The sequence below is a fragment of the Sphingopyxis granuli genome (assembly GCF_001559015.1).
Lineage (GTDB): Bacteria > Pseudomonadota > Alphaproteobacteria > Sphingomonadales > Sphingomonadaceae > Sphingopyxis > Sphingopyxis granuli.
In genome coordinates this window covers 4451069-4476974 of sequence record NZ_CP012199.1, presented here as the reverse complement: position 1 = coordinate 4476974, position 25906 = coordinate 4451069, and the positions used below count along the sequence as shown (strand labels likewise).

Sequence of the window (25906 nt, the reverse complement as noted above, 5' to 3'; positions counted from 1 at the left end):
TCTTTTCCCGTTCGGGCTGAGCAAGGGGATGGAGGATCACTGATCGAACACGATCACCGACCGCGCGGCATCGCCCTTCTTCATCTTGTCGAATCCCTCGTTGATCTTCTCGAGCGGAATCGTCTCGGCGACGATGCTGTCGAGGTCGAGCAGTCCGCGCAGGTAGAAATCGACCAGTCGCGGAATGTCGACCGGGAAGCGGTTGCCGCCCATGATCGCGCCCTGCAGCTTCTTGCTCGCGAGCAGGTCCATCGCGCCGAGCCCGACCTGTTCATTGAGCGGCATCATGCCCAGGATCGTCGCGGTGCCGCCGCGGCGCAGCGACGCCACCGCGAGCTTTGCCGAAGCCGGGCGCCCGACCGCCTCGATCGCATGATCGACGCCGCCCCTGGTCATCTCGACGATCTGCTTCGCAGCATCGTCGGCGAGCGCGTCGACCGTGTCGGTCGCGCCCAGCTTCATCGCCAGCTCGCGCTTCTCGGGCACCGGGTCGGCGGCGATGATGCGCCCCGCGCCCGCGATCTTCGCGGCGTTGATCGTCGCGAGGCCGACGCCGCCGCAGCCGACGACCGCGACCGTCTCGCCCGGCGTGACCTTGCAGGCGTTGAAGATCGTTCCCGCGCCCGTCGTCACCGCGCAGCCGATCACCGCGGCGCGGTCGAGCGGCATCTCCGGGTCGATCGCGACGCAGGCATGTTCGTGGACCAGCATCACCTCCGAAAAGGCGCTGAGGTTGAGCATCTGGTTGACGGGCGATCCGTCGGGCCGCGTGATGCGCGGCGCCGATCCGGCCGGCCGCCGCGTGTCGCCGCCGAGGCACAGCGACATGCGGCCCGTCACGCAAAATTCGCAGTGGCCGCAGAAGGCCGACAGGCAGGTGACGACCGCGTCGCCGGGCTTGACCGTGCGCACCTCGCTGCCGACCGCCTCGACGATCCCCGCCGCCTCGTGGCCCGGGATCGCGGGCAGCGGGTGCGGATAGGCGCCGTCGATGAAATGCAGGTCCGAATGGCACAGGCCGCAGGCGGCGGTGCGGATGCGCACCTCGTGCGGGCCGGGCGCGTCGACGACGATCTGCTCGATGACGAGCGGCTTGCCGGGTTCGATCAGGACGGCGGCTTTGGTCATTCTATGCTTCCCTCATTGCCGTTCGTGCCGAGCTTGTCGAAGCACCGTTCTTCCTTCATGTCGTCAAAAGAAAAGAACGGCCCTTCGACAGGCTCAGGGCGAACGGTTCAAGATTTAACGCGAAACCCCGACGTCGCCCGACGAAAAGCCCGGGTCGTTCAGCGCCGCCGAATGCTTGGCAAGCTCGATGCGGGCGATGGCGCGCGCGTGAACCTCGTCCGGCCCGTCGGCAAGGCGCAGCGTGCGCTGCCCGGAATACATCTTGGCGAGGCCGAAATCCTCGCTGACGCCGCCGCCGCCATGCGCCTGGATCGCGTCGTCTATGATCTGCAGCGCCATCGACGGCGCCTGCACCTTGATCATCGCGATCTCGGCCGCGGCCGACTTGTTGCCGACCTTGTCCATCATGTCGGCCGCCTTCAGGCACAGGAGGCGCGTCATCTCGATATCGATGCGCGCGCGTGCGATGCGCTGTTCCCAGATGCTGTGCTCGGCGATCGTCTTGCCGAAGGCGACGCGCGACTGGAGCCGCCGGCACATCTTCTCCAGCGCTTCCTCGGCGACGCCGATCGTGCGCATGCAGTGATGGATGCGCCCCGGCCCGAGCCGGCCCTGCGCGATCTCGAACCCGCGGCCCTCGCCCAGCAGCATCGCATCCTCGGCGTTGACGCGCACGTCCTTCAGCTCGATTTCCATATGACCGTGCGGCGCGTCGTCATAGCCGAAGACGGGCAGGTGGCGGATGATGTTGATGCCCGGCGCGTCCATCGGCACCGCCAGCATCGACTGCTGCTGGTGGCGCTTGGCGCCGAAGTCGGTCTTGCCCATCACGATCGCGACCTTGCAGCGCGGATCGCCCGCGCCCGACGACCACCATTTGATGCCGTTGATCACATAATCGTCGCCGTCGCGCTCGATCCGTGTCTCGATATTGGTCGCATCGGACGAGGCGACCTGCGGCTCGGTCATCAGGAAGGCCGAACGGATTTCGCCGTTCATCAGCGGCTTCAGCCATTTTTCCTTCTGCGCGGCGGTGCCGTAGCGATGGAACACCTCCATGTTGCCGGTGTCGGGCGCCGAGCAGTTGAACACCTCGCTCGCGAAGCCGACGCGGCCCATCTCCTCGGCGCACAGCGCATATTCGAGGTTGGTGAGGCCGGGCCCCTCGAACTCGAACGTCTCGTCGACATGATGGTGTGCGTCGCTGCGCGGCGGCATGAACAGGTTCCAGATGCCCGCGGCCTTCGCCTCGGCCTTCAGTTCCTCGACGATCTGGATCACCTTCCAGCGGTCGCCCGCCGCATCCTGCTCCTTGTAGGTCGGGACCGCGGGCCGCACCTTGCGTTCGATGAATTCGCGCACCCGGCCCTGCCAGTGCTTCTGCCGATCGGTGAGGTCGAAATCCATCGCAGCTTCCTTTCCCTTTACGTTCACGTAAGCCTATGGGCCGATTCGCCCCCCTTTGCCAAGTCCCGCGGCGCAGAAAATTGCCCGAAGCGCAAAGCGCGCGCAATCTTCCGCTACGGTGTCGGCCCCTCGCGCCTGGTCGAGGCGAGGGCGGCGAGGCGGGCCTCGTGGCCGGCCCGGTCGATCGTATAGCGGCGCAGCAGCAGCGCGGCGATGATGGAGATCAAAACCATCGCGCCCGCAAAGGCCCACGCCAGCGCGGTGGCGGTGCCGGGCGCCAGATCCTCGGGCCGGACGCGGTCGCCGAGCCCGGCGAAGACGACGAGTTCGCCGACCAGGAAGATGCCGAGCGCCTGGCCGAATTTCTGGGTCATCAGATAGCCGGCGAAGAAGACCCCCTCGATCCGCGTCCCGTGCTCGACCTCGTGCGCCTCGACGATCTCGGCGACCATCGACGAGGCGGAGATCGTCGCGACGACGAAACCGAGCAGCGACACGGTCATGAAGACCAGCAGCAGGATCATCGACGGCCAGCCGCCCAGTTCGGCCCACCAGCCGAGGTTGCGCGCGGCATAGGGCAGGAATCCAACCGCGCCGCTGAACAGGATCGCGCCGACCGCGGTGTCGCGCTTGCCGAAGCGGCGGTGCGCGCGGCCGACCGCGAAGAAGGCGCCGAACACCGCGATGGCGAGCCCGGCCGGATACCAGGCGAGCTGCGCGTCGCTGAGCTGCCAGACATAAAGCATCATGTAATTGACCGACGCGATCATCGTCGCATAGCCGGTGACGAGGAACAGCGCCCCGCTCGTCAGCGCCAGGAAGGCGGGATTGCGGAAGGCGAGCGCGATGTCGGCGAGCATCGCGAGCCCGTGGCGCTGCACCGGCGGACGCGGCGGCAGCGTCATGATCCGCCGATGCTGCCCGGCCGCCGAACCCAGCGTCGAGACGAGGATCAGCACCGCGCCGAACAGCCCGAAGGCGGCGTAGCCCGACGGATCGAGCAGGCCGTTCTGGCCCGGATCGTCCGATTTCAGGAAATAGCCATAGGCAAGCGCGGTCGCGAGCAGCCCGCCGAGCCAGCCGAACAGGAAGCGATAGCGCATCAGCGCGGTGCGCTCGTCATAGTCGTGGGTCAGCTCGGCGACCAGCGAGATCGACGGAATCTCGCACGCCGACACCAGGATGCGCACCGCGATCAGGTTGAGTGCGAGGCCCAGCGTCGAATGGGTCGCAATGTCGGGCGACAGCCACAGCAGCGTCCAGGCGATCGCCATCGGCACCGCAGCGCCATAGAGCCACGGCAGCCGCCGCCCCAGCCGCGTGCGCGTTGCGTCGGTCAGGCGGCCGATCAGCGGGTCGGCGAGCCCGTCGACGAACATCGCGCCGATCAGCACCAGCGACACGATGCGCGGGTCGAAGCCGAGCACCTGGTTGTAATAGATCATGAAGAAGGTGGTGAGCCCCGCCTCCTTCACCCCCAGCGCGACGCTGCCCAGCCCGTGCGCTAGCTTGATCCGCGTCGGCAGCAGGCCCGCGGGCGGCGCGGCGGTCATCGCTGCTCCTCTGCCGCCGCCTGCGCGCTCGCCAGCGCCGCGACGCGCGCCTCATGGTCGGCGCGGTCGATCGGATAATAGCGGAAGATCAGCGAGGAGACGACCGCGAACAGGATCACCAGCACGCAGTAATAGAGCGAGAAATCGTCGATCACCGCCTCGGGAACCTTGGCCGGGTCGGCCTTTTCGGGGATGCCCGCGATATCGACGAGCAGCCCGGTGACGAAGATGCCGAGCCCGGTCGCGCATTTCTGCATGAAGAAATTGCCGGCGAAGAAGGTGCCCTCGCTGCGCCGCCCGGTCTCGACCTCCGACGCCTCGACGATGTCGGCGATCATCGACCCGCCGGAGATCATCACCGCGACGCTGAACAGGTTGGCGAGGAAGAAGAAGACGAACAGGCCGGCGGTCGAGGCGGTGCTGCCCTCGACCGGCCAGGCGCCGAAATGGCGCAGCAGGAACGGCGTGACCCAGAAGGCCATGCCGATCAGCCCGCCGGCGATCGCGGTCGCGCGCTTGCCGAAGCGACGGTGCGCCGGGCCGACGAGCAGGAAGGTGCCGACGACGCTCGCGAACAGCACCCACGGATAGAGCATGAAGGCGCCGGGCGAGAAGCGCCAGATGAAGATATAGAGATAGTTGGAGATGGAGAAGGTCACCCCCTGGCTCGTATAGGCGATCGCCCCCGCCGCGAGCAGAACGAGGAAGGCCGGATGGCTCAGCGCCTCGCGAATCTCGCGAAAGGCGGTGCCGATGCGCAGCGCCGACGGCTTGCGTTCGGGCCAGCGCGCCGCCCAGCGATGCTGCCCGGCGGCGGAGACCAGCACCGTCGCCGCCATCAGCAGTCCGCCGAACAGCCCATATTGATAATAGCCCTCGACCTGCAGCAGCGACTTGGCGAGAAAGACGTCATAGGCGAGGAAGAGCATCAGCAGCCCGCCCGCCCAGCCGAACAGGAAGCGATAGCGCATCAGCGTCGTCCGCTCGTCGTAATCGCGCGTCAGTTCGGGAAGCAGCGCGACCGACGGCACCTCGCAGCACGACACCAGGCTGCGCACGATCATCGCGACGATGACGAGGTGCCAGAAGCCGGGCGCGGCGTCGGCGTCCGGCGTCCACAGCGCGAACCAGGCGAAGGCGAGCGGGATCGGCGCCAGATAGAGCCACGGCAGCCGCCGGCCCCAGCGCGTGTGCGTCTGGTCGGACAAATAGCCGATCACCGGATCGACGAAGGCGTCGAGCACGAGCGCGAGCATCAGCGCGAGGCTGACCAGCTTCGCGTCCATCCCCAGCACCTGATTGTAGAAAAGCAGCAGGAAGGTCGAGAAACCGTTGTCCTTCACGCCATAGGCGATGCTGCCGAGGCCGTGATAGAGTTTGAGGCGCAGCGGCAGCCGCGCCTCCGCCGCGGCGGCGGTCACGCGGCCGCCCCGGCCTTCGCCGCTTCCTCCATCGCCGTCAGCGCGTCGAACATCCCCGGTTCATTGGGGTCCCAGGCATGGCGCTGGCCGATCGTCAGCCCGCCGTCGACCAGCATGTGGGTGCCGGTCATGAAGCCCGCGTCTTCGCTCGCCAGATAGGCGACCGCATTGGCGATGTCCTCGGGCTGGCCGCCGCGCGCGACGGGCTGCGCGTGCGCGCTCATGTCGGCGATGATCGCCTTCGCGGCGTCCTTGCTCGCTTCGGGCACTTCGAGCGATTCGGTGAAGATGTTGGTGTTGATGAAGCCGGGGCAGATCGCGTTGACGCGGATGCCATATTGCGCGAGGTCGGTCGCCGCGACCTTGGTCAGGTGCAGCACTCCCGCCTTCGCCACGGCATAGGCGGTCGGCGAATAGCCGGCGCCCATCGCCGCGACGCTCGCAGTGTTGACGATGCTCGCGCCCCCGTTTTTCGTGGAGGGGCGCCCCTTCATGTGCGGCGCGGCATAGCGGATGCCCATCGCGACCGATTTCAGCAGCAGGTCCATCGTGCGGTCCCAGCCTTCGGGCGCGATCTCGTCGATCGGGGCGCGGTCGCCGCCCGCGCCGGCATTGTTGAAGACGATGTCGATGCCGCCGCCCTTGGCGGCCGCGGCGTTCATCAGCGCCTCGATGTCGGCCGGCTGCGTCACGTCGCAGCGGATGAAATCGATCCGGCCGTTCGAGGCGGCGGCGAGCGCCTGCCCGCCGGCTTCGTCGATGTCGGCGGCGAAGACGTGAGCCCCTTCGCTCGCCAGTTTCAGAACGGCGGCCTTGCCGATCCCCGATGCCGCGCCGGTGACGACGGCGACCTTGCCTGCGAATCGCATGATTGTCTGCTCTCCCGTTTTCTTTTGCCACCCAGCTTAGGCGCACGGGAAGGCGCGTCAACGGCTCGCAAACCGACGCTACGGCGCCGTAGCGGCAGCTTGTCGCATCCAAGTTGACGCTTGCGTAAACTTGCCGAGTCCTACTAGTTTGCGCGGCAGAAGAGGAGCCTGTGAAGATGAGCGATCCGGACGCTTTCCGCGCCGAGGTGCGTGCCTGGCTGGAAGCCAATTGCCCCCCCGAAATGCGCGAGCCCGTGCGCGACGAGGACGACGTCTGCTGGGGCGGACGCAAGTTCGTGTTCAAGAACGCGGCGCAGAAACAATGGCTCGAAGCGTGCGTCGCCAGGGGCTATACCGTTCCCGACTGGCCGAAGGAATATGGCGGCGCCGGCCTCAGCCCCGAAGAAACGAAGATCCTGCGTCAGGAAATGAAGCGCATCCACGCGCGCTCGCCGCTCGACAGCTTTGGCATCTGGATGCTCGGCCCGGCGCTGCTCAAGTTCGGGACCGAGGAGCAGAAGGTCCATTATCTGAACCAGATCGCGCGCGGCGAAATCCGCTGGTGTCAGGGCTATTCGGAACCGGGTTCGGGCAGCGACCTCGTGTCCCTGCAAACCTTCGGCGAAGACAAGGGCGATCACTGGGTCGTCAACGGCAGCAAGATCTGGACCAGCTACGCCGACAAGGCCGACTGGATCTTCTGCCTCGTCCGCACCGACAAGGCGAACAAATATCAGGGCATCACCTTCATGCTCTTCGACATGGAGAGCCCCGGCGTCACCACCAAGCCGATCCTGCTGATCAGCGGCAACAGCCCCTTCTGCGAAACCTTCTTCGACGATGTGAAGGTGCCGAAGACGCAGTTCGTCGGTGAGGTGGGCCGCGGCTGGGACGTCGCCAAATATCTGCTCGGGCACGAACGCGAGATGATCTCGGGTGGCGGCGCGGGCGGCGACATGGTCAGCATCGGCGGCGCCTTCGCGAAGGCGATCGGCCGGAACGAGCAGGGCGAGCTCGACGACCCGATCCTGCGCGCCGAAATGGCGGCGTTCGACGTCGACGTCTTTGCCTATCGCGCGATGGGCGAGCGGTTCATGGACATGTGGAAGACCGGCCGCGCACATCCCGCGTCGTCGAACATGATGAAATATGTCGGGACCGAGCTCAACAAGCGCCGCCACGAACTGGTGATGGCGGGCGGCGGCAGCGAGGCGCTCGAATGGGATAGCGAGGACAGCAAGGGCGGCGCGCGCGCGCGCACCTGGCTGCGCACCAAGGCCAATTCGATTGAGGGCGGGACGAGCGAGGTCATGCTCAACGTCATCGCCAAGCGCATCCTGGATCTGCCGGGGGCGTGAAAATAGCCCTCTCCCCCTCAGGGGAGAGGGTTGGGAGAGGGGGACGCACCCCACTTCCGTTGGTGTTTTTTCAGAGGGCCGGGGCGACTTCCCCTCTCCCCGGCCCTCTCCCCTGAAGGGGAGAGGGAGTTTCTATGCCGCTCTATCACAATGACGACCAGGCGATGCTCAAGGACAGCGTCGCGCCCTTCGTGGCCGAACAGGCGCCGGTCGCGCACCTCCGCCAGCTTCGCGACAGCGCCGATGCCACCGGCTTCTCGCGCGATCTGTGGGCGCAGTTCGTCGAAATGGGCCTGCCCGGCATGCTGGTGCCGGAAGCGCACGGCGGCCTCGGCATGGGCCACATGGAGGCGGGCATCGTGCTCGAGGAGATTGGGCGCAACCTAACGCCATCGCCCTTCCTGTCGACCAGCGTCGGCGCGGTCGCCGCGCTGGCGAAGGCAGGCGGGACGCAGGCCGACCGCTGGCTTCCCGCGATCGCGGCGGGCGAGGCGATCGTCGCGCTGGCGATCGACGAGGGCGCCAAGCACCGCCCCGACCGCATCGCCACGACCGCGACGCGCGCCGGCAACGGTTTCCGCCTCGACGGGAAGAAGAGCTTCGTCCTCCACGGCCATGTCGCCGACATGAGCATCGTCGCGGCCAAGACCGACGGCGGCCTCACCCTGTTCGCGGTGCCCAGGGATGCGAAGGGGCTGACCGCCGACCCGCGCCGCCTGGTGGACAGCAGCCTTGCGAGCCACGTCACGCTCGACGGCGTCGAGGTCGACGCCGACGCGGTGATCGGAGAGGTCGACGCGGGCGAGGCGGTGCTGAATGCCTTGCTTGCCGCCGCCCGCACCGGCGCCGCGGCCGAGATGGTCGGCGTCGGGCAGGGCGCGATGGACATGACGGTCACCTACCTCAAGGAACGCAAGCAGTTCGGCAAGCTGATCGGCGAGTTCCAGGCGCTCCAGCACCGCGCCGCGCATCTCTATGGCGAGATGGAAGTCGCGCGCGCCACCGTGATGAAGGCGCAGCAGCTTCTCGATGAGGGCAGCGAGGGCGCGAAGCTGATGGTCTCGGTCGCCAAGGCGAAGGCCGGCCGCGCCGCCAATCTCGCGGTGCGCGAGGGCGTCCAGATGCACGGCGGCATCGGCATGACCGACGAGTATGACATCGGCCTCTACATGAAACGCGACCGCGCGCTCGCCGAATATATGGGCGACGTGCATTACCACATCGACCAGGTCGCGCGGATGAACGGATACTAAGTCCGCCCAGGAGTTTTCAAACCCCGTTCGCCCTGAGCTTGTCGAAGGGCCGTCCCTTCTTTCGGGCGTCGCGGGGAAGACGGTGCTTCGACAAGCTCAGCACGAACGGAAGAGAGATAATCCTATGAACCTCACTGACATGTTCGGCCTCGACGGCCGCATCGCGCTCGTCACCGGCGGCTCGCGCGGGATCGGCGCGATGATCGTCGAGGGCTTCCTCGCCGCGGGCTGCGCGTGCGTCTATATCTCGGCGCGCAAGACGGCGCAGGTCGAGGCGGCGGTCGAGGATTTCAACAGCCGCTACCCCGGCAAGGTCGTCGGCCTGCCGGTCGACCTGTCGACCGTCGAGGGATGCCGCGGCCTCGCCAAGGAACTCGAGGCGCGCGAGGAGCGGCTCGACATCCTCGTCAACAACGCCGGCGCCGCGTGGGGCGAACCGTTCGAGGGCTTCCCCGAGGCGGGCTGGGACAAGGTGATGGACATCAACGTCAAGTCACCCTTCTTCCTGACGCAGGCGCTGCACGGCCTGCTCAAGGCCGCGGGCACGGCGGACCGGCCGGCGAAGGTCATCAACATCGGCTCGATCGACGGCATGCGGCTCAACCCGTGGGAGACATACAGCTACCACGCGTCGAAGGCGGCGATCCTCTACCTCACCAAGCGCCTCGCGGCGCGGCTGGTGCAGGATCATATCATCGTCACCGCGATCGCACCGGGCGCCTTCCAGTCGGACATGAACAAGGCGGCGCGCGACCATGGCGACGCGGTCGCGCAGAGCATTCCGGTGAAGCGCATCGGCGCGCCGGAGGACATGGCCGGCGCCGCGATCTTCCTCGCGTCGAAGGCGGGCGACTATGTCGTCGGAGACACGATCGCTGTCGACGGCGGGCTGGTCCACGGCGACCTGAAGACCAGCATCGACGCCTGATCGAATCCCCAGACCCTCGCTCCGTTCGTGTCGAGCGAAGTCGAGACACCCGTCGGTCTTGCGCTTCGCTTTCCCGATGGGCATCTCGACTTCGCTCGATGCGAACGGTGATGGTTGAGCTTTGCGCTACCCGCTATTCCGCAGCGCCGTCGCGATCGCGTTGATCGTCAGTTGGATGCCCTCGGCGATGCGCGGGTCGGTCTCGCCCGCGCGGTGGCGCTTCATCAGCTCGATCTGGAGCAGGTTGAGCGGCTCGATATAGGGCAGGCGCAGCCGGATCGACGCTTCGAGCGCCGGATTCTTCTCCAGCAGCCGCGACTGGCCGGTGATCCGCAGCAGGCCGTCGTGCGCGCGCTGCCAGCCGTCACGTATCGCCATGAAGATCGCGTCATGCCCGTCGATATGGCTCGCGAGCCCGGCATAGCGCGCCGCGATCCCCATGTCGGACTTGGCGAGCACCATCTCCATATTGTCGAGCAGCGCCGCGAAGAAGGGCCAGCCCGCCGCCATCTCGGCGAGCAGCGTCTGGTCGGGGAAGGCGGCGAACGCCTCGCCCGTCCCGTACCATCCGGGCAGCATCGTGCGCGCCTGCGCCCAGCTGAACACCCAGGGAATGGCGCGCAGGTCCTCGATCGCGCTGCTCTTCGTCCGGCTCGACGGGCGCGACCCGATCTTCAGCGTCGCGATCTCCGCGATCGGCGTCATCGCGCGGAAGACATCCCGAAAGCCCGGCGTGTCGTAGACAAGCCCGCGATAGGCGGCGAAGGCATGATCGGACAGCGCATCCATCGCGCCCGCGAAGCGCACCGCATCGGCCGCGCTCTTCGCCTCGGGCTCCAGGCTGGCGAGCAGGCTGGCCGACACCATCGCCTCCAGATTGGTCGCGGCGCTGTCGGTGGTGCCGTATTTGGCCGCGATCACCTCGCCCTGTTCGGTGATGCGGATGCGGCCCTGCACCGTGCCCGCGGGCTGGGCGCGGATCGCCGCGAAGGCGCTGCCGCCGCCGCGCCCGACCGCGCCGCCGCGTCCGTGGAACAGCTGCATCGCGGTGTCCGCCGCCGCGAACACCGGGGTCAGCGCCGCCGATGCCTGATGCAGTCCCCAGGTCGAGGTCAGATAGCCGCCGTCCTTGTTCGAATCGGAATAGCCGATCATCACTTCCTGCGACCCGCGCGCGCCGACGCGCTGCGCGATCTCGGGCAGCGCGAAATAGGCGGCCATGATCGCGGGCGCCTGATCGAGGTCGGCGATCGTCTCGAACAGCGGCACGACCATCAGCGCATCGTCGGCATCGCCCGACCACAGCCCCGCCTCGCGCGCGAGGACATGGACCTCCAGCAGGTCGGACAGGCTTTCGGCCTTGCTGATGATCCACTGGCAGATCGCCTCGCGCCCCAGCCGCGCGCGGATCGCGGCGGCGGCGTGGACGATCGCCAGTTCGCCCGCCGTTTCCTCGCTCCACCGGTGCCATGGCGCGGCGAGCGGCCGATCGACCGCCAGTTCGCGGCGCAGCAGCGCGACGCGCGCCTCCTCGTCCAGCGCCAGATAATCGCCCTCGACCCCCGAGACGCGCAGCAGTTCGGCGAGCACGCGTTCGTGCACCGCGCTGTTCTGGCGCATGTCGAGCGTCGCGAGGTGGAAGCCGAAGACTTCGACCGCGCGGATCAGCCGCCCCAGCGCGCCGAGCCCGCCGAGCTGCCCCTCGCCCCCCGCAGACAGCCCGTCGGCGAGGGTGACGAGGTCGCGGCGGAAATCGGCGGGCGCGGCATAGGGCTCGCCCGCCAGCATCGACGGGCGCGGCGGCGGGTGGCCGACGATCGCGACATGGGTGGCGCACAGCCGCGCATAGATGCCCGACAGCGCGCGGCGATAGGGTTCGTCGCTGCGGCTCGGCGCTTCGTCGCCGCTCGCATCGGCGAGTGCCGTGACCGTTTCGGGCACCGGGGCCAGCGTCTGCGATACCGACAGCTCGGTGCCGAGTGCATGCACCGCGTCGCAATAATGGCTGAGCACCGCCGCCGCGTTGCGTCCGGTCGCCGTCTCCAGCGTTTCGGCGGTGACGAAGGGATTGCCGTCGCGGTCGCCGCCGATCCAGCTTCCGACGCGCAGGAAGCTCGCGGGGCGCCGCCCCAACTCCTTTTCCCAGCGCGCATAGAGCCGCGGCACGACCGGCAGAAAGACGTCGCGCAGATAGGTGAGCGCATTGTCGATCTCGTCGGCGACGAACAAGCGTTCGGTGCGCAGCGGCCGCGTCTGCCACAGCAGCGCGATCTGGCGGCGGATCGCCGCTTCGACGCTGTCGCCCTCGGGCGTTTCCTCGCGCCCCGCGTCGCGCAGCCGCATCAGTTCGGCGATGCGGTTCTTGTGGTCGAGTACCGACTTGCGGCGCACCTCGGTCGGGTGGGCGGTCAGCACCGGGGCGACCAGCGCCCGCTCCAGCAGTGCCGTCACCGCATCGCCGTCGATTCCCTCCGCCGCCAGCCGCTCGAGCGCCGCCGCCACCGTCGCCCCGGGCTCGGCGGCGACGCCCTGCCGGTCCTCCGCCAGGTTGGCGAGCATCGAAAAGAGCATGAAGCCGCGCACGAAGGCGATTGTGTCGTCGAGACTCAGCGCGTCGAGCCCCGGGTCGATCGCCTCGGCCCCCGCGATACCGCGATGCCGGTCGACGCTCGCCGAACGGATATATTCGGTCCGGCGGAACAGCGTCTCGCCGCCCTGCGCGCGAATGACCTCGCCCAATATCCGCCCGAGATAGCGGATGTCGGGATTCTGGCTGATCTGGATCGGCTGGTTCATGGCGCCTTTGCTGCACCTGCGAAGGGGTGCGGTCAAGCGGCGCGTCGCGCGGTCAGCGCGCGCGGACCAGATTCAGCGTCCCCATGTCGACCCGCGCCTTGCCGACGAAATCGACGCCGTTGTGCGTGTCGGTGATGAACATCAGCCGGCCGTCGGCATCGCTGATCCGCGCGGCGACGGCATAAGTGTGGCGCGGATCGAGCCGGTTCCGGTCGACGGTCAGCGAGAAAGCGAACGGCACCTGCCGGCCGTCGGCGGTGAAGGCCTGACGTGCCAGCGTGCGCGCGGGGGCGTCGGCGAGGCTGACGTCGTCGAGCCGGATTTCGACCTGCGCCGTCGGCGGCAGTGCGATGCGCTCGCGATAGGCGATGCTGCCGGTCACCGTGACGGGCTCTTCGGACGGCATGATCGTCGCGCAGGCGGCGAGCGACAGGGCGGTGAGGCTGAGCGCGACGGCGCGGGCGATGGGGACCACGGCTGTTCTCCTGCGAAAAGGCTGCCGGCCGGCTAGGGCTGCGCGAATGAACCCCGGCTGACCCGTCCCGATACGCGCCGTTCAGCCTTCCAGTTCCACGTCCCAGTACAGCCAGTCGATCCAGCTTTCGTGCAGATAATTAGGTGGAAAGCCGCGGCCGTGGTCCTGAAGCTGCCAGCTTGTCGGGCGCCACGGCTGGCGGTGCAGCGGCATGTGCGCCTGCGCGGGGGTGCGGCCGCCCTTCTTCAGGTTGCACGGCGCGCAGGCGGTCGCGACATTTTCCCAGCTCGTCCGCCCGCCCAGCCGGCGCGGCACGACGTGATCGAAGGTCAGATCCTTGCCCGACCCGCAATATTGGCAGGCGAACCGGTCGCGCAGGAACAGGTTGAAGCGCGTGAAGGCGGGATATTGCGACGGCTTCACATATTGGCGCAGCGCGATCACGCTGGGGATCGGCATGGTGCGCGTCGGCGACCGGATTTCGCGCTCGTAATTCTCGACGATGGTGACGCGGTCGAGGAAAACCGCCTTGACCGCGGTCTGCCACGACCACAGGCTCAGCGGATAATAGCTCAGCGGCGTATAGTCGGCGTTGAGGACCAGCGCGGGACAATGATCGGGATGGCGGGCAAGATCGGGATGGAACATGGCTTCGCTGCGCAACCCCCTGTGGTGCGGGATGGCGCGCCACTGCCTTTCCCGAGTGACAGCAGCATTACATCACGCAACGGATTCCGACGTCAAGAGGGCATGTGCCGCAATATGTGGCAAGCTCGCTGTCGTTTCGCCACAGCATATGGATAAGTGCGCCGTTCGATGCTGACCCGTTTTGCCCCCAGCCCGACCGGCGAGCTGCACCTCGGCCACGCCTACAGCGCGCTGCTCGCGCACGATGCGGCGCGCGCGGCGGGCGGCCGCTTCCGGATCCGTATCGACGACATCGACGGCGGCCGCTCGCGCGAAAGCCATGTCGCGGCGGCGCTCGCCGACCTCGCCTGGCTCGGGCTGGCGTGGGACGGGGCGCCGGTGCGCCAGTCGGCGCATCTCGACGCCTATGCCGCGGCACTCGCCGATCTGGCGGCGCGCGGGCTCGTCTATCCCTGTTTCTGCACCCGCGCCGACATCGCCGCCAGCCTCGCGGCGCCGCACGGTCCCGCCGGCCCCCTCTATCCGGGCACCTGCCGCCGCCTGACCGCCGCCGAGCGCGAGCGGCGCCGGGCGGCCGAGCCGCATTGCTGGCGGCTCGACATGGGGCGCGCCGCGGCGCTCGCGGGTCCGCTTCGCTGGGAGGAGGAGGGGCAGGGCGTGCGGCTCGCCGATCCGGCCGCGCACGGCGACATCGTGCTCGCGCGCAAGGACGCGCCGGCCAGCTATCATCTCGCGAGTACGATCGACGATGCCGCGATGGGGGTGACGCACGTCGTGCGCGGCGCCGACCTGATCGCATCGACCGACGTTCACCGGTTGCTCCAGGCGCTGCTCGCCCTGCCGACGCCGCGCTATCGCCACCACGCGCTCGTCTGCGGTGCCGACGGCCGGCGGCTCGCCAAGCGCGACGGCGCCGCGACGCTCGCGATGCTGCGCGAAAAGGGCGTCGACGGGGGCGCGCTGGCGAATGATTTGCGCGCCGGGCGCCTTCCCGCTGGATATTCGCTGCGGATGGCCTAAATAGGGGGAATGCAGATTCTGCTCGTCCTCGCGGTCGTCGTTGCGGCCGGTCTCGTCCTTTTCTCGCTCGCGCGGGGTCTCATCTATTTCGCGCAGGGGCATCGCGCCACGACCGAGGGGGCGATCCACGACAATCAGGTGATGCAGAACCGGATGATGATGGCCCGCATCAAATGGCAGGCGATCACCATCATCCTGCTCATCATCATCGGTGTGACGGCGGCCGGTTCCTGAGCGCTTCGCCCGTATGCGGCACCGGCCCACGCCCCCACCCGGCCTCCCAAACAGCGTAACATTGCGTTGGGAGGCCGGGTGGGGGCGTGGGCCGGTGCCGAGCTCTCCGTAGGAATCCCATGGTCAAGCTCAACAAGATCTACACCCGCACCGGCGATCGCGGCACGACGGGGCTCGTCGATGGCTCGCGCATCGCCAAGTCGGCGCCGCTGATGCAGGCGGTCGGCGACGTCGACGAAGCGAACAGCGCGATCGGCATCGCGGTCGCGGCGCTGCCCGCGGACGGCGACGAAGCGGCGATGCTGGCCCGCATCCAGAACGAATTGTTCGATCTCGGCGCCGATCTCGCGACCCCCGCCGATGCCGAGCACGGCTTCGGCCCGCACGACATGGCGCTGCGCATCGTCCCCGGCCAGATCGAACGGCTGGAGGCAGAGATCGACGCGATGAACGCCGCGCTCGATCCGCTGCGCAGCTTCATCCTGCCCGGCGGCGGCGAAGCGGCGGCGCGGCTCCACCTCGCGCGCGCGGTGACGCGCCGCGCCGAGCGGTCGGCGGTCGCGGCGGGGGCGGACCGCGCCCTCAACCCGCTCGCGCTCGCCTATCTCAATCGCCTGTCGGACCATCTGTTCGTGCTGACGCGCCACCTGAGCGCCGCGGCGGGCGGCGACATCCTCTGGAAACCCGGCGCTACGCGCTGACCATCGGAACCCCGTTATCGTCATTGCGAGCGGTGAAGCCGCGCGGCAATCCAGAGCGGGCGCAAACTGCCCGGGATTGCTTCGCTCCGCTCACGATGGCTCTGGCCTATCCAAAATTGTCAGGACTCCAAGACACGCCCGACCCTCGCCGTGCGGAAGCAGAGTGGGGGCCTTGTTCCATTCGGATCATTATGGTAGAAAAGAAGAAGTTTTTCTAGAAAGGCATATTGTGAGTTTGAATGTCAAAGACCCGGAGGCACACCGCCTCGCACAGGCTATCGCGCGGGCGACTGGCCAGAGCATGACCCGCGTGGTCACGGATGCCTTGCGCGATCGTCTCGCCGCGATCCAGCGCCGCAAGGCCAGGGCCAGCGTGGAGGAACTCCTCGCGATTGCCGACCGAGCGGCTGCCCATGTGAAGCGCCCCTACGCCGATCATGCCGAACTGTTATACGACGACGCCGGCCTGCCTCGGTGATGCAGTGATAATCGACACTTCTGCTCTGGTCGCGATCCTTTATCACGAACCCGAAGGTCCGTCCTTCGTCCGGCTGATCCATGATGCCGAAAGCTGTCGCATCAGCGTCGCCAATCATGTCGAATTATCGATGGTCGTCGAAAGCCAGCTCGGACCCCAAGGGATGCGTCAGGCGGAAAACTTCTTTCGGCGCGCAGGCATCGCGATCGAACCCGTGACGGTCGAACAGGGCGAGCTGGCCCGACAGGCCTTTCTCGACTACGGCAAGGGACGCCACAAGGCCGGGCTGAACTTCGGCGACTGCTTCGCCTATGCCCTGGCGAAGGCGGCGGGCGAGCCGCTGCTGTTCAAAGGCGATGATTTCGCACGGACCGATATCGAGGCGGCCTGGAGCGGCGAGCGGTAGATCGATCGTCTTTGAGACATCCGTGCCCGTGTGCAGTGGGGCAGGGTGATGGCGATCGTTCCCTATATGTTCTGGACAATCGCCGCGTATCCGTGCATAGTTCCCCGCTCGCGAAACCGAATCGCCCTCTCGCGGATTGTTTCGACATGGCCAGCCGAATAGATGTTTCGTCCGCTTCGCTTTCCGGTGTCTCCGATCTGGCGCGGCGCTTCGCCGCGACGCGGCAACTGACGCTCGACCTCGCGGCGCCGCTGTCGGACGCCGACGTCAGCGCACAGTCGATGCCCGACGCCTCGCCCGCCAAATGGCATCTCGCACACACGACATGGTTTTTCGAAACCTTCGTGCTGCGCGATCACCAACCCAGCTATCGGCTGTTCGACGACCGCTACCCCTATCTCTTCAACAGCTATTACGAGGCGGAGGGGCCGCGCCACGCGCGCGCGCGCCGCGGGCTGCTGACGCGTCCGTCGCTCGATCAGGTGCGCGCGTGGCGGGACCATGTCGATGCGGCGGTGCAGGCGGCGCTGCCCGGCCTGCCGCCCGCCGCGCACGCGCTGATCGAACTCGGCATCCAGCACGAGCAGCAGCATCAGGAATTGCTGCTCACCGACATCAAGCATCTGTTCGCGCAGAACCCGCTCGGCCCCGCGCTATGGGAGCCCGAACCGCGATTCGCGTTTGAAGCCGCGCGCTCTTCCGCGCCTTCCGCATCCGCACCCGACCCGGCGGGCGCGCTGACCTGGGTCACCGGCGCGGAAGGTATCGTGGCGGTCGGCCACGACGGCGACGGCTTCGCATTCGACTGTGAAGTTCCGCGCTTTTCCGTGCTTCTGACGCCGCACGCGCTCGCCAGCCGTCCGGTGACCAACGGCGAATGGCAGCAGTTCATCGCCGATGGCGGCTACCGCACCGCGTCGCTGTGGCTCAGCGACGGCTGGGCCTGGGTGCAGGCGCAGGACGTCGACGCGCCCGCCTATTGGCGCGACGGGCGCTGCTTCACCCTGTCGGGCTGGCGCGAGATCGACCCGGACGCGCCGGTGACGCACATCAGCCTCTTCGAGGCCGACGCCTTCGCGGCCTGGGCCGGCGCGCGGCTGCCGACCGAGCATGAATGGGAAGCCGCCGCCGCGCCGCTCGACCCGGCCGCGGGGCAGCAACTCGACGCGGCGGGGCCGGTGCAGCCCGCGGCACAGGCCGCCGCCACCGGACTGCAACAAATGTTCGGCAGCGTGTGGGAATGGACCGGCAGCGCCTATCGACCCTATCCCGGTTTCCGCCCCGCGCCCGGCGCGGTCGGCGAATATAACGGCAAGTTCATGAGCGGCCAGTTCGTGCTCAAGGGCGGCAGCTGCGCGACCCCGCGCGGGCATGCGCGCGCCTCCTACCGCAATTTCTTCTATCCGCATCAGCGCTGGCAGTTCACCGGTCTGCGCCTCGCGCGGGACCTTTGACATGGGCGTCGTCCGTCATCTGCGGCAGGTCGATGCCGATGCCGCCGGGGTCGACACCGCCTTTCGCGCCGACGTCCGCGCCGGGCTGTCGCAGGCGCAGAAGGCGATTCCGGCGCGCTGGCTCTACGATGCGACCGGATCGGCGCTGTTCGAGGATATCACCGCGCTCCCCGAATATTATCCGACGCGCAGCGAGACCGACCTGCTGAAGCGCCATGCCGCCGCGATGGCCGCGGCGATCGGCCCGGGCCGCGCGGTGGTCGAACTGGGATCGGGCAGCGCGACGAAGACGCCGCTGCTGCTCGATGCCATCGCCCCCGCCGCCTATGTGCCCGTCGACCTTTCGGGGACGATGCTGCGCGACAGCGCCGCCGACCTCGCGGCGCGCTTTCCCGGCCTTCCCGTCTATCCGGTCGAAGCCGACTTCACCCAGCGCGTCCTGCTGCCGCGCGAGATCGCGGCGCTGCCCAAGCTCGGCTTCTTTCCCGGATCGACGATCGGCAACATGGTCGCGGCCAGCGCGGTCGACCTGCTGCGCAACTGGCGCGCGGCGCTGGGCGACGGCTCGCGCCTCCTGATCGGGATCGACCGGATCAAGGACCGCGCGACGCTGACCGCCGCCTATGACGATCCGGCGGGGGTCACCGCCGCTTTCAACCGCAACCTGCTCGAACGCATCAACCGCGAGCTGGAGGGCGATATCGCGATCGAGAATTTCCTTCACCGCGCGGTCTGGAACGATGCGCAGGCGCGGATCGAGATGCATCTCGTCGCCGCGTGCGACATGGCGTTCACCGTCGACGGGCAACGCTATCGCATGGCGAAGGGGGAGACGATCCACAGCGAGAACAGCCACAAATACGGCCCGCGTGATGCCAGCCTGCTGCTGCGCGCCGGCGGCTGGACCCCGCTCGCGACGTGGGACGACGCCGATCCCGCCTTCGCGCTGATCCTCGCCGAAGCGACCGAGCCCCGCTCCGCCCCTTGACGGCGCGATCGCTTTTCCCGACTGACGCCGGGAACCGGCACCAGCCCACTCCCCGACCCGCCTTCCGACGACAGCGTCCTGATGGGAGGCCGGGCGGGGCAGCGGGCCGGTGCCGCCAATTGGAAAGGGCAACATATGATCGTCGGCGTTATCGGGGCAGGGCAAATGGGCGCAGGGATCGCCCAGGTATCGGCGGGCGCGGGGCACGACGTCCTGCTGTCCGACGTCGACCTCGCGCGCGCCGAGGCGGGCAAGGCGGGCATCGCCACGGCGCTCGGCCGCCTCGTCGCGAAGGAGAAGATGGCGCAGGACGCCGCCGACGCGCTGCTCGCCCGCATCGCCCCGGTCGCCGATCATGCCGCCTTCGCCCCCGCCGGCCTCGTCATCGAGGCGGCGACCGAGCGCGAGGAGATCAAGCGCGCGATCTTTGCCAGCGTCGGCCCGCATCTGTCGGACACCGCGATCCTCGCGACCAACACCAGTTCGATCCCGATCACCCGCCTCGCGCAGGCGGCGCCCGATCCGGCGCGCTTCATCGGCGTCCATTTCTTCAACCCGGTGCCGGTGATGGGGCTGATCGAACTGATCCGCGGCCTTGCCACCAGCGACGCGACGCTCGCGGCGGTCGAGGCCTATGGCCGCGGCCTCGGCAAGGAGATCGTCCACGCCAACGACGCACCGGGCTTCATCGTCAACCGCGTGCTGATGCCGCTGATCAACGAGGCGGTGTTCGCGCTGGGCGAGGGCGTCGCGACGATGCGCGACATCGACGCCGGCTGCCGGCTCGGGCTCAACCATCCGATGGGACCGATCACCCTCGCCGACTTCATCGGCCTCGACACCTGTCTCGAAATCATCCGCGTGCTGCACAGCGGCACCGGCGACCCCAAGTTCCGCCCGGCGCCGCTGCTCGTCCAATATGTCGAGGCGGGATGGGTCGGCCGCAAGGCCGGGCGCGGCTTCTATGACTGGACGGGGGCGGAGCCCGTGCCGACGCGGTGACCGCCGCCATGACCGATACGCTTCTCCCGCTCCTCAAATCGACCTTCGGCTTCGACGCCTTCCGCGGCCGCCAGGCCGAGGTGGTGGAGCGGGTGATGGCGGGGCGCCACACGCTCGCGGTGATGCCGACCGGGGCGGGCAAGTCGCTGACCTACCAGCTTCCGTCGGTTGCGCTCGACGGCTGCGTGATCGTCGTTTCGCCGCTGATCGCGCTGATGCACGACCAGCTGCGCGGCGCGCGGGCGGCGGGAATCCGGGCGGCGTCGCTGACCAGCGCCGACGCCGACCATGCCGACACGCGGCAGGCCTATCGCGAGGGGCTGCTCGACCTCCTCTACGTCGCGCCCGAACGCGCGACCGGCGAAGGATTCCGCGCGCTGCTCGACTCGCGCAGGCCCGCATTGTTCGCGATCGACGAGGCGCATTGCGTTTCGGAATGGGGACATGATTTCCGGCCCGACTACCGCCTGCTCAGGCCGCTGCTCGACGCCTTTTCCGACGTGCCGCGGCTCGCGCTCACCGCGACCGCCGATCGCCACACTCGCGCCGACATCCTCGTCCAACTGGGTATCCCGCAGGACGGGCTGGTGCTCGCGGGTTTCGACCGGCCGAACATCCGCTACCGCGTGATGCCGCGCGTCGGCGCGGCGAAGCAGCTTGCCGCCTTCATCACCGCCAACCCGGGGCCGGGGATCGTCTATTGCCCGACGCGCGACGGGACCGAGCGCATGGCGGCCAGCCTCGCGGCGGCGACGGGACGGCCGGTCGCCGCCTATCACGCCGGGCTCGATCCCGAACGGCGCGCGCAGGTGCAGCATGATTTCGTCACGTCGGAGGAGGGCATCGTCACCGCGACGGTCGCCTTCGGCATGGGGATCGACAAGCCCGACGTGCGCTTCGTCGCGCACGCGGGCCTGCCTAAGTCGATCGAGAGCTATTATCAGGAAACCGGGCGCGCGGGCCGCGACGGCGACCCGGCCGAGGCGCTGATGCTGTGGGGCGCCGACGATTTCGCGCGGGCGCGAATGCGCCTGTCCGAACTGCCCGAGGCGCGCGTCGCGAGCGAGCGGACGCGGCTCGACGCGCTCGCGGCGCTGGTCGAGACGGTCGAATGCCGCCGCGCGCTGCTGCTGCGCCATTTCGGCGAGCATCCGCCCGAACGCTGCGGCAATTGCGACAATTGCCTCGACCCGCCGCGCCAGGTCGACGCGACGGTGCTCGCGCAGAAACTGCTCTCCGCCGTCTATCGCACCGGACAGAGCTTCGGCGCGGGGCATGTCGAGGCGGTACTGACCGGGCGGAGCGACGAGCGCATCGTCCAGCGCGGCCACGACAAGCTGTCGGTTTTCGGCATCGTCGCGGGGGAGGAGGCACGGCTGATCAAGCCGCTGGTGCGCAGCCTGATGGCGCGCGAGGCGCTGGCGACCACCGAGCATGGCGGGCTGATGCTCGGCCCGGCGGCGCGGCCGGTGCTGAAGGGTGAGGCGCCGGTGCTGATCGCCGAACCCCCGGCGCGGCCGGCGCGTCGCGGCGGGCGCGCCGACCGGGCGGCGGCGAATCCGGTCGGCGATCCGTTGTTCGAAGCGCTGCGCGCGATCCGGCGCGAGCTGGCGGCGGAGGCGGGAGTGCCGCCCTATGTCGTCTTCCACGACGCGGTGCTGCGCGCGATGGCGAGTGAGCGACCTTCGACGCGGGCCGAACTGGCGACGATCCCGGGGGTCGGCGCAAAGAAGCTGGAGGCATGGGGCGATGCCTTTCTGGAGGTGATCCGGCAGTATTGAGCGTGAGAAAGCGAACTGTATGTCATCCCGGACTTGATCCGGGATCCATTCATCCGACGCTGCGTGAATGGATCCCGGATCAAGTCCGGGATGACGAGCGGGGCCGGGCAATGTCCGCTCACCACCTCCCAGCCGCCGCGCTGCCCTCACCCTTGCCCGACAGGATCGCAGACCGCGCACCTTCACGCTTGTCAGCAAATGCGGCTGGCCTATACATCGCGTCATGAGCGATTTTCGTCCCCTGACCGACCATTACAGCGTCGCGCCGCAGATCGACCTCGAGGATGTCGCCGCGGCGAAGGCGGCGGGCTTCGCGCTTGTCGTCAACAACCGTCCCGATGGCGAGGACAGCGCGGCGCCGCAGGGCGATGCCATCGCGCACGCCTGCGCGGCCGAAGGGCTGGCCTATGCCGCGATTCCGATCGGCCATGCGGGGTTCAGCCACGCGCAGCTCGACGCGCTCGACACGTTGCTTCGCGACGCGACGGGGCCGGTGCTCGCCTATTGCCGCTCGGGCACGCGCTCGACGCATCTGTGGGCGCTGACGCGCGCGCGCGCCGGCGACGATGTCGACGCGATCTGCGCCGCTGCCGCGCGGGCGGGCTACGATCTGGCGGCGCTGCGTCCGATGATGGACGCGCTGGCGGGCGACGCGTGACGGCGGGCGCGCTGATCCAGCTTGCCGCGTCGCTGGTCGCGGTGCTGTTCGTCGCCTGGCTGGTGAAGGCGATGGGGCTCGGCGCGGACCCGCGCATCGCCGACGCCGCCCACGCGATCCGCCTCGCCGAGGAAGCCGAGACGGGGTTCGGCGGGGTCGACGTCGCGCGCGACCGTGCGGGCTATGCGGCGATCGTCCGCAACGCGGAGGGGCGGATGATGCTGGTCCGCGCGCACGGCAACCATTTCGCGGCGCGCGCCGTCGACGCCAGCGTGATCGGGCGGCTCGACAAGAATTTCCTGACCCTCGCCACGCCCGAGCGGACCTTCGGCGCGGTGACGCTCCAGCTCGGCAAGGATGCCGGGGTGTGGGCGGCGCGGATGCGGGCGCTGTCGGATCGCGCGGCGGCGCCGCCCGCGGCGGAGCGGATCGCCGCCGCCGCGGCGCGCGCGCCGGAAGGGGCGGCGAGCCATGGATAAGCTGCCCGATCCCGTCGTCTATGCGGTTCCGGCGTTCATCCTCCTGCTGATCGTCGAGATGATCGTGTCGCTGCGCCGCGACCGCAGCCGCTATGAAGCGCGCGACACGCTGACCTCGCTGATGCTCGGCACCGGCAGCCAGGTCGCCGGCGCCTTCGTCGGCGCGGCGGTGGTCGGCATGGCGGTGTGGGTCTATCAATATCGCCTGTTCGACATCGGCCTCGACCTGCGGCACTGGTGGTGGGCGTGGCTGCTCTGCTTCCTGCTCGATGACCTTGCCTATTACGCCTTTCACCGCAGCGCGCACCGCGTGCGCTGGTTCTGGGCGAGCCATGTCATTCACCACAGTTCGCAGCATTATAATCTCTCGACCGCGCTGCGGCAGACGTGGACTGGCTTCTTCAGCCTGACCTTCCTCTTCCGCCTGCCGCTGTTCCTGATCGGCTTTCCGCCGGCGATGGTCTTCTTCTGCGGCGGGCTCAACCTGATCTATCAGTTCTGGATCCATACCGAAGCAATCGGGCGGATGCCGAAATGGTTCGAGGCGGTGATGAACACGCCCTCGCACCACCGCGTCCATCACGGGGTCAACCCGCGCTATCTCGACGCCAATTATGCCGGCGTCTTCATCGTCTGGGACAAGCTGTTCGGCAGCTTCGTCCCCGAACGCGACGAAGATCCGGTGCGCTACGGCATCGTCAAGCAGCTCGGCAGCTTCAACATCCTGTGGGCCGCGGTCCACGAATGGGTCGGCATCGCCAAGGACGTATGGGCTGCGCCGTGGCGGCACAAGCTCGACTATGTCTGGCGCGAACCCGGCTGGAGCCACGACGGCAGCCGGCTGACCAGCGACATGATCAAGGACCGCTGGCGCGCGCGGCACGCGGTGGAAGAGGCGGCGGAGTAAGCGCCATCGCTTCGCGAGCGAGGCGTAATGGGCTTGCCTCGCCATCTAATGACATTCATGTAAGTCGCGATGGACCACCGAGCGGGTGGCGAGGGGAGCGGCATATGGATCAGTTCGACATCATCGTCATCGGCGGCGGCAGCGCGGGAAGCGCGGCGGCGGGACGGCTTGCCGCGGATGGAAGGCGGCGCGTCTGCCTGGTCGAGGCGGGCGGGCGCAACGATACGGTGCGGGTCAAGACGCCGGGCTTCATGCCCTTCATCCCCAAGGCGTCGAACTGGCAATATGACACGGTGCCGCAGGCCGGGCTGAACGGGCGCGTCGGATACCAGCCGCGCGGGCGCGGGCTCGGCGGGTCGAGCGCGATCAACGCGATGGTCTATATCCGCGGCAACGCCTTCGACTACGACCAGTGGGCCGAACTGGGCGCGACGGGGTGGGGCTATGCCGACGTGCTGCCCTACTTCAAGCGCAGCGAGGGCAACGAGCGCGGCGCCGACGATTTTCACGGCGGCGACGGGCCGCTGAACGTCATGGACCAGCGCTGGCCCAATGTGACGAGCCGGCGTTTCGTCGAAAGCGCGGCGGCGTTGCAACTGCCGCGCACCCCCGATTTCAACGGGGCGCAGCAGGAAGGCTTCGGCCTCTATCAGGTGACGCAGAAGGCGGGCGAGCGCTGGTCGGCGGCGCGCGCCTATGTCGAGCCGCTGCGCGGGCGCGCCAATTTTGATATCCGGACCGGGGCGCTGGTCGAGCGGATATTGATCGAGGACGGGCGCGCGACCGGGGTGGTGATCCGCCGCGGCCGGGGGCGAGAGACGCTGCGCGCCGCGGGCGGCGTGATCCTGTCGGCGGGGGCCTTCGGCAGCCCGCAGATCTTGATGCTGTCGGGTATCGGTCCTGCTGCGCATCTGCGCGAACATGGCATCGACGTCGCCCTCGACCGCGCCGGGGTGGGCGCGAATCTGCAGGATCATATCGACTATGTGTCGAGTTGGGAGACGCGCTCGACCGAGCCGTTCGGCGACAGCCTCGGCGGCACATGGCGGATGGTGAAGGCGATCGTCGAGCATCGCCGCAGGCGCACCGGCATCATGACCACCTGTTTCGCCGAGGCGGGCGGCTTCTGGAAATCGCGCCCTGACCTGCCCGCGCCCGATATCCAATATCATTTCGTCCCCGCGATGCTCGAGGATCACGGCCGCGCCAAGGTGAAGGGGCACGGCTTTTCCTGCCACGCCTGCGTGCTGCGCCCCGAAAGTCGCGGCAGCGTGACGCTGGCGTCCGCCGATGCCGCCGCCGCGCCGCTGATCGACCCCGGTTTCCTGACCGACGACCGCGACATGGCCGTCCTGCGCGCCGGGGTGCGGATGATGCACCGGATCGTCGCCGCGCCGCCGCTGTCCGGTTATGCCGGGGCCGACCGCCATCCGATCGACCTCGACGACGATGCGGCGCTCGACGCGCTGATCCGCAGCCGCGCCGACACCGTCTATCACCCGGTCGGCACCTGCCGCATGGGCAGCGACGCGGACGCCGTGGTCGATCCGACGCTGAAGGCGAACGGGATCGAGCGGCTGTGGGTCGCCGACGCGAGCGTCATGCCGCGGCTGGTCAGCGGCAACACCAACGCCCCGAGCATCATGATCGGCGAGCGCGCGGCCGATTTCGTCGCGGCGGCGCTAGGCTGACCGGCGCTACCGTCGATTCGGCGAATCGCTATATGGCGGCACGGCAAGCGCCTGCAAAAAGGGCGTTTCCGGCCCCGCGGATGGGCAAGGTAAAAAAAGAGGGCCGGAACTTGCGTCCCGGCCCAGCCTTTCAGGCTCTCCCCTCCTGAAACTCATGACAGGCTGAATGCCATATTAATGAGGGGATGAAAAGGCCTAATTTGCAGGCAATGCTGCACCCGTCTTGTGCAGCGGCCCGGTGCACAAAAAACGGCCGGGACATCCGTCCCGG

24 protein-coding genes are annotated in these 25906 nt (G+C 68.4%); 16 read left to right on the top strand and 8 right to left on the bottom strand.

Annotated elements, in window-relative coordinates:
• Nucleotides 1-36: 36 nt before the first annotated feature.
• The 5 genes from SGRAN_RS20440 to SGRAN_RS20420 form a co-directional block, all read right to left on the bottom strand.
• Nucleotides 37-1128, bottom strand: coding sequence for a Zn-dependent alcohol dehydrogenase (locus SGRAN_RS20440; protein ID WP_067186485.1), 1092 nt, complete (start codon nt 1126-1128; stop codon nt 37-39).
• A 114-nt stretch (nt 1129-1242) separates the two neighbouring features.
• On the bottom strand, nt 1243-2535 hold the full coding sequence (locus SGRAN_RS20435; RefSeq protein WP_067186483.1) for an acyl-CoA dehydrogenase family protein: 1293 nt from the start codon (nt 2533-2535) through the stop codon (nt 1243-1245).
• A 113-nt stretch (nt 2536-2648) separates the two neighbouring features.
• A complete protein-coding gene (locus SGRAN_RS20430; RefSeq protein WP_067186482.1) occupies nt 2649-4088 on the bottom strand; it encodes an MFS transporter in 1440 nt (479 codons plus the stop codon).
• Nucleotides 4085-5509: an MFS transporter gene (locus SGRAN_RS20425; RefSeq protein ID WP_234002519.1), complete on the bottom strand. Its 1425-nt coding sequence runs from the start codon at nt 5507-5509 to the stop codon at nt 4085-4087. Before SGRAN_RS20425 ends, SGRAN_RS20430 begins: the two co-directional genes overlap by 4 nt.
• Nucleotides 5506-6378 carry an SDR family NAD(P)-dependent oxidoreductase gene (locus SGRAN_RS20420; protein WP_067186480.1) on the bottom strand — a complete coding sequence of 291 codons (873 nt, stop codon included), beginning with the start codon at nt 6376-6378 and terminating at the stop codon, nt 5506-5508. The genes SGRAN_RS20425 and SGRAN_RS20420 overlap by 4 nt, the downstream gene beginning before the upstream one ends.
• Nucleotides 6379-6554: 176 nt before the next feature.
• Between SGRAN_RS20420 and SGRAN_RS20415 the strand changes: the two genes are divergently transcribed.
• The 3 genes from SGRAN_RS20415 to SGRAN_RS20405 all read left to right on the top strand — a co-directional run bounded on the left by SGRAN_RS20415 (nt 6555) and on the right by SGRAN_RS20405 (nt 9917).
• Complete coding sequence (locus tag SGRAN_RS20415; protein ID WP_067109766.1) at nt 6555-7736, top strand: acyl-CoA dehydrogenase family protein; 1182 nt, start codon at nt 6555-6557, stop codon at nt 7734-7736.
• Nucleotides 7737-7870: 134 nt separating this feature from the next.
• Nucleotides 7871-8989, top strand: a complete 1119-nt coding sequence (locus SGRAN_RS20410) for an acyl-CoA dehydrogenase family protein (protein ID WP_067113384.1) — start codon at nt 7871-7873, stop codon at nt 8987-8989.
• A gap of 124 nt (nt 8990-9113) precedes the next feature.
• The gene (locus tag SGRAN_RS20405) at nt 9114-9917 is read left to right on the top strand and encodes an SDR family oxidoreductase (protein ID WP_067186478.1); all 804 of its coding nucleotides are present in this window, start codon (nt 9114-9116) and stop codon (nt 9915-9917) included.
• 126 nt (nt 9918-10043) lie between these two features.
• Here SGRAN_RS20405 and ppc read toward each other — a convergent pair whose 3' ends face one another.
• The 3 genes from ppc to SGRAN_RS20390 all read right to left on the bottom strand — a co-directional run bounded on the left by ppc (nt 10044) and on the right by SGRAN_RS20390 (nt 13836).
• Entirely contained in the window at nt 10044-12713 is a 2670-nt protein-coding gene (gene ppc, locus SGRAN_RS20400) for a phosphoenolpyruvate carboxylase (RefSeq protein ID WP_067186476.1), read from the bottom strand.
• Nucleotides 12714-12765: 52 nt separating this feature from the next.
• On the bottom strand, nt 12766-13188 hold the full coding sequence (locus SGRAN_RS20395) for a YbaY family lipoprotein (RefSeq protein ID WP_199775028.1): 423 nt from the start codon (nt 13186-13188) through the stop codon (nt 12766-12768).
• Between the two features lie 81 nt (nt 13189-13269).
• Nucleotides 13270-13836: an HNH endonuclease gene (locus SGRAN_RS20390; RefSeq protein ID WP_067113387.1), complete on the bottom strand. Its 567-nt coding sequence runs from the start codon at nt 13834-13836 to the stop codon at nt 13270-13272.
• 168 nt (nt 13837-14004) lie between these two features.
• Here SGRAN_RS20390 and gluQRS point away from each other — a divergent pair, with 168 nt between their 5' ends.
• From gluQRS to SGRAN_RS20325, 13 genes are all read left to right on the top strand, one after another.
• On the top strand, nt 14005-14856 hold the full coding sequence (gene gluQRS, locus SGRAN_RS20385; RefSeq protein WP_067186474.1) for a tRNA glutamyl-Q(34) synthetase GluQRS: 852 nt from the start codon (nt 14005-14007) through the stop codon (nt 14854-14856).
• A 9-nt stretch (nt 14857-14865) separates the two neighbouring features.
• Nucleotides 14866-15090, top strand: a complete 225-nt coding sequence (locus SGRAN_RS20380) for an HIG1 domain-containing protein (RefSeq protein WP_067113372.1) — start codon at nt 14866-14868, stop codon at nt 15088-15090.
• Between the two features lie 119 nt (nt 15091-15209).
• A complete protein-coding gene (locus tag SGRAN_RS20375) occupies nt 15210-15791 on the top strand; it encodes a cob(I)yrinic acid a,c-diamide adenosyltransferase (protein WP_067186472.1) in 582 nt (193 codons plus the stop codon).
• A gap of 172 nt (nt 15792-15963) precedes the next feature.
• Nucleotides 15964-16269 carry a type II toxin-antitoxin system VapB family antitoxin gene (locus SGRAN_RS20370; protein ID WP_237233591.1) on the top strand — a complete coding sequence of 102 codons (306 nt, stop codon included), beginning with the start codon at nt 15964-15966 and terminating at the stop codon, nt 16267-16269.
• A 4-nt stretch (nt 16270-16273) separates the two neighbouring features.
• Nucleotides 16274-16675, top strand: coding sequence for a type II toxin-antitoxin system VapC family toxin (locus SGRAN_RS20365; RefSeq protein ID WP_067112639.1), 402 nt, complete (start codon nt 16274-16276; stop codon nt 16673-16675).
• 146 nt (nt 16676-16821) lie between these two features.
• Nucleotides 16822-18129, top strand: a complete 1308-nt coding sequence (egtB, locus tag SGRAN_RS20360; RefSeq protein ID WP_067186470.1) for an ergothioneine biosynthesis protein EgtB — start codon at nt 16822-16824, stop codon at nt 18127-18129.
• 1 nt (nt 18130) lies between these two features.
• A complete protein-coding gene (egtD, locus tag SGRAN_RS20355; RefSeq protein WP_067112645.1) occupies nt 18131-19117 on the top strand; it encodes an L-histidine N(alpha)-methyltransferase in 987 nt (328 codons plus the stop codon).
• 135 nt (nt 19118-19252) lie between these two features.
• Entirely contained in the window at nt 19253-20119 is an 867-nt protein-coding gene (locus SGRAN_RS20350) for a 3-hydroxyacyl-CoA dehydrogenase NAD-binding domain-containing protein (protein ID WP_067186469.1), read from the top strand.
• Nucleotides 20120-20127: 8 nt separating this feature from the next.
• Nucleotides 20128-21900: a DNA helicase RecQ gene (recQ, locus tag SGRAN_RS20345; protein WP_067187212.1), complete on the top strand. Its 1773-nt coding sequence runs from the start codon at nt 20128-20130 to the stop codon at nt 21898-21900.
• Between the two features lie 223 nt (nt 21901-22123).
• The gene (locus SGRAN_RS20340; protein ID WP_067112652.1) at nt 22124-22558 is read left to right on the top strand and encodes a TIGR01244 family sulfur transferase; all 435 of its coding nucleotides are present in this window, start codon (nt 22124-22126) and stop codon (nt 22556-22558) included.
• Nucleotides 22555-23037, top strand: coding sequence for a hypothetical protein (locus SGRAN_RS20335; protein WP_234002518.1), 483 nt, complete (start codon nt 22555-22557; stop codon nt 23035-23037). The genes SGRAN_RS20340 and SGRAN_RS20335 overlap by 4 nt, the downstream gene beginning before the upstream one ends.
• The gene (locus tag SGRAN_RS20330; protein ID WP_067186467.1) at nt 23030-23944 is read left to right on the top strand and encodes a sterol desaturase family protein; all 915 of its coding nucleotides are present in this window, start codon (nt 23030-23032) and stop codon (nt 23942-23944) included. Before SGRAN_RS20335 ends, SGRAN_RS20330 begins: the two co-directional genes overlap by 8 nt.
• A 104-nt stretch (nt 23945-24048) precedes the next feature.
• Nucleotides 24049-25635, top strand: a complete 1587-nt coding sequence (locus SGRAN_RS20325; protein WP_067186465.1) for a GMC family oxidoreductase — start codon at nt 24049-24051, stop codon at nt 25633-25635.
• Nucleotides 25636-25906 lie beyond the last annotated feature (271 nt).

What these genes read in the sequence shown, in the direction of transcription:
- egtD (WP_067112645.1), top strand. Translation starts at nt 18,131, where the DNA reads ATGGGCGTCGTCCGTCATCTGCGGCAGGTCGATGCCGATGCCGCCGGG.
- SGRAN_RS20380 (WP_067113372.1), top strand. Translation starts at nt 14,866, where the DNA reads ATGCAGATTCTGCTCGTCCTCGCGGTCGTCGTTGCGGCCGGTCTCGTC.
- recQ (WP_067187212.1), top strand. Translation starts at nt 20,128, where the DNA reads ATGACCGATACGCTTCTCCCGCTCCTCAAATCGACCTTCGGCTTCGAC.
- SGRAN_RS20325 (WP_067186465.1), top strand. Translation starts at nt 24,049, where the DNA reads ATGGATCAGTTCGACATCATCGTCATCGGCGGCGGCAGCGCGGGAAGC.
- ppc (WP_067186476.1), bottom strand. Translation starts at nt 12,713, where the DNA reads ATGAACCAGCCGATCCAGATCAGCCAGAATCCCGACATCCGCTATCTC.
- gluQRS (WP_067186474.1), top strand. Translation starts at nt 14,005, where the DNA reads ATGCTGACCCGTTTTGCCCCCAGCCCGACCGGCGAGCTGCACCTCGGC.
- SGRAN_RS20430 (WP_067186482.1), bottom strand. Translation starts at nt 4,088, where the DNA reads ATGACCGCCGCGCCGCCCGCGGGCCTGCTGCCGACGCGGATCAAGCTA.
- SGRAN_RS20440 (WP_067186485.1), bottom strand. Translation starts at nt 1,128, where the DNA reads ATGACCAAAGCCGCCGTCCTGATCGAACCCGGCAAGCCGCTCGTCATC.
- egtB (WP_067186470.1), top strand. Translation starts at nt 16,822, where the DNA reads ATGGCCAGCCGAATAGATGTTTCGTCCGCTTCGCTTTCCGGTGTCTCC.
- SGRAN_RS20340 (WP_067112652.1), top strand. Translation starts at nt 22,124, where the DNA reads ATGAGCGATTTTCGTCCCCTGACCGACCATTACAGCGTCGCGCCGCAG.
- SGRAN_RS20350 (WP_067186469.1), top strand. Translation starts at nt 19,253, where the DNA reads ATGATCGTCGGCGTTATCGGGGCAGGGCAAATGGGCGCAGGGATCGCC.
- SGRAN_RS20330 (WP_067186467.1), top strand. Translation starts at nt 23,030, where the DNA reads ATGGATAAGCTGCCCGATCCCGTCGTCTATGCGGTTCCGGCGTTCATC.
- SGRAN_RS20375 (WP_067186472.1), top strand. Translation starts at nt 15,210, where the DNA reads ATGGTCAAGCTCAACAAGATCTACACCCGCACCGGCGATCGCGGCACG.
- SGRAN_RS20420 (WP_067186480.1), bottom strand. Translation starts at nt 6,378, where the DNA reads ATGCGATTCGCAGGCAAGGTCGCCGTCGTCACCGGCGCGGCATCGGGG.
- SGRAN_RS20415 (WP_067109766.1), top strand. Translation starts at nt 6,555, where the DNA reads ATGAGCGATCCGGACGCTTTCCGCGCCGAGGTGCGTGCCTGGCTGGAA.
- SGRAN_RS20390 (WP_067113387.1), bottom strand. Translation starts at nt 13,836, where the DNA reads ATGTTCCATCCCGATCTTGCCCGCCATCCCGATCATTGTCCCGCGCTG.
- SGRAN_RS20435 (WP_067186483.1), bottom strand. Translation starts at nt 2,535, where the DNA reads ATGGATTTCGACCTCACCGATCGGCAGAAGCACTGGCAGGGCCGGGTG.
- SGRAN_RS20410 (WP_067113384.1), top strand. Translation starts at nt 7,871, where the DNA reads ATGCCGCTCTATCACAATGACGACCAGGCGATGCTCAAGGACAGCGTC.
- SGRAN_RS20405 (WP_067186478.1), top strand. Translation starts at nt 9,114, where the DNA reads ATGAACCTCACTGACATGTTCGGCCTCGACGGCCGCATCGCGCTCGTC.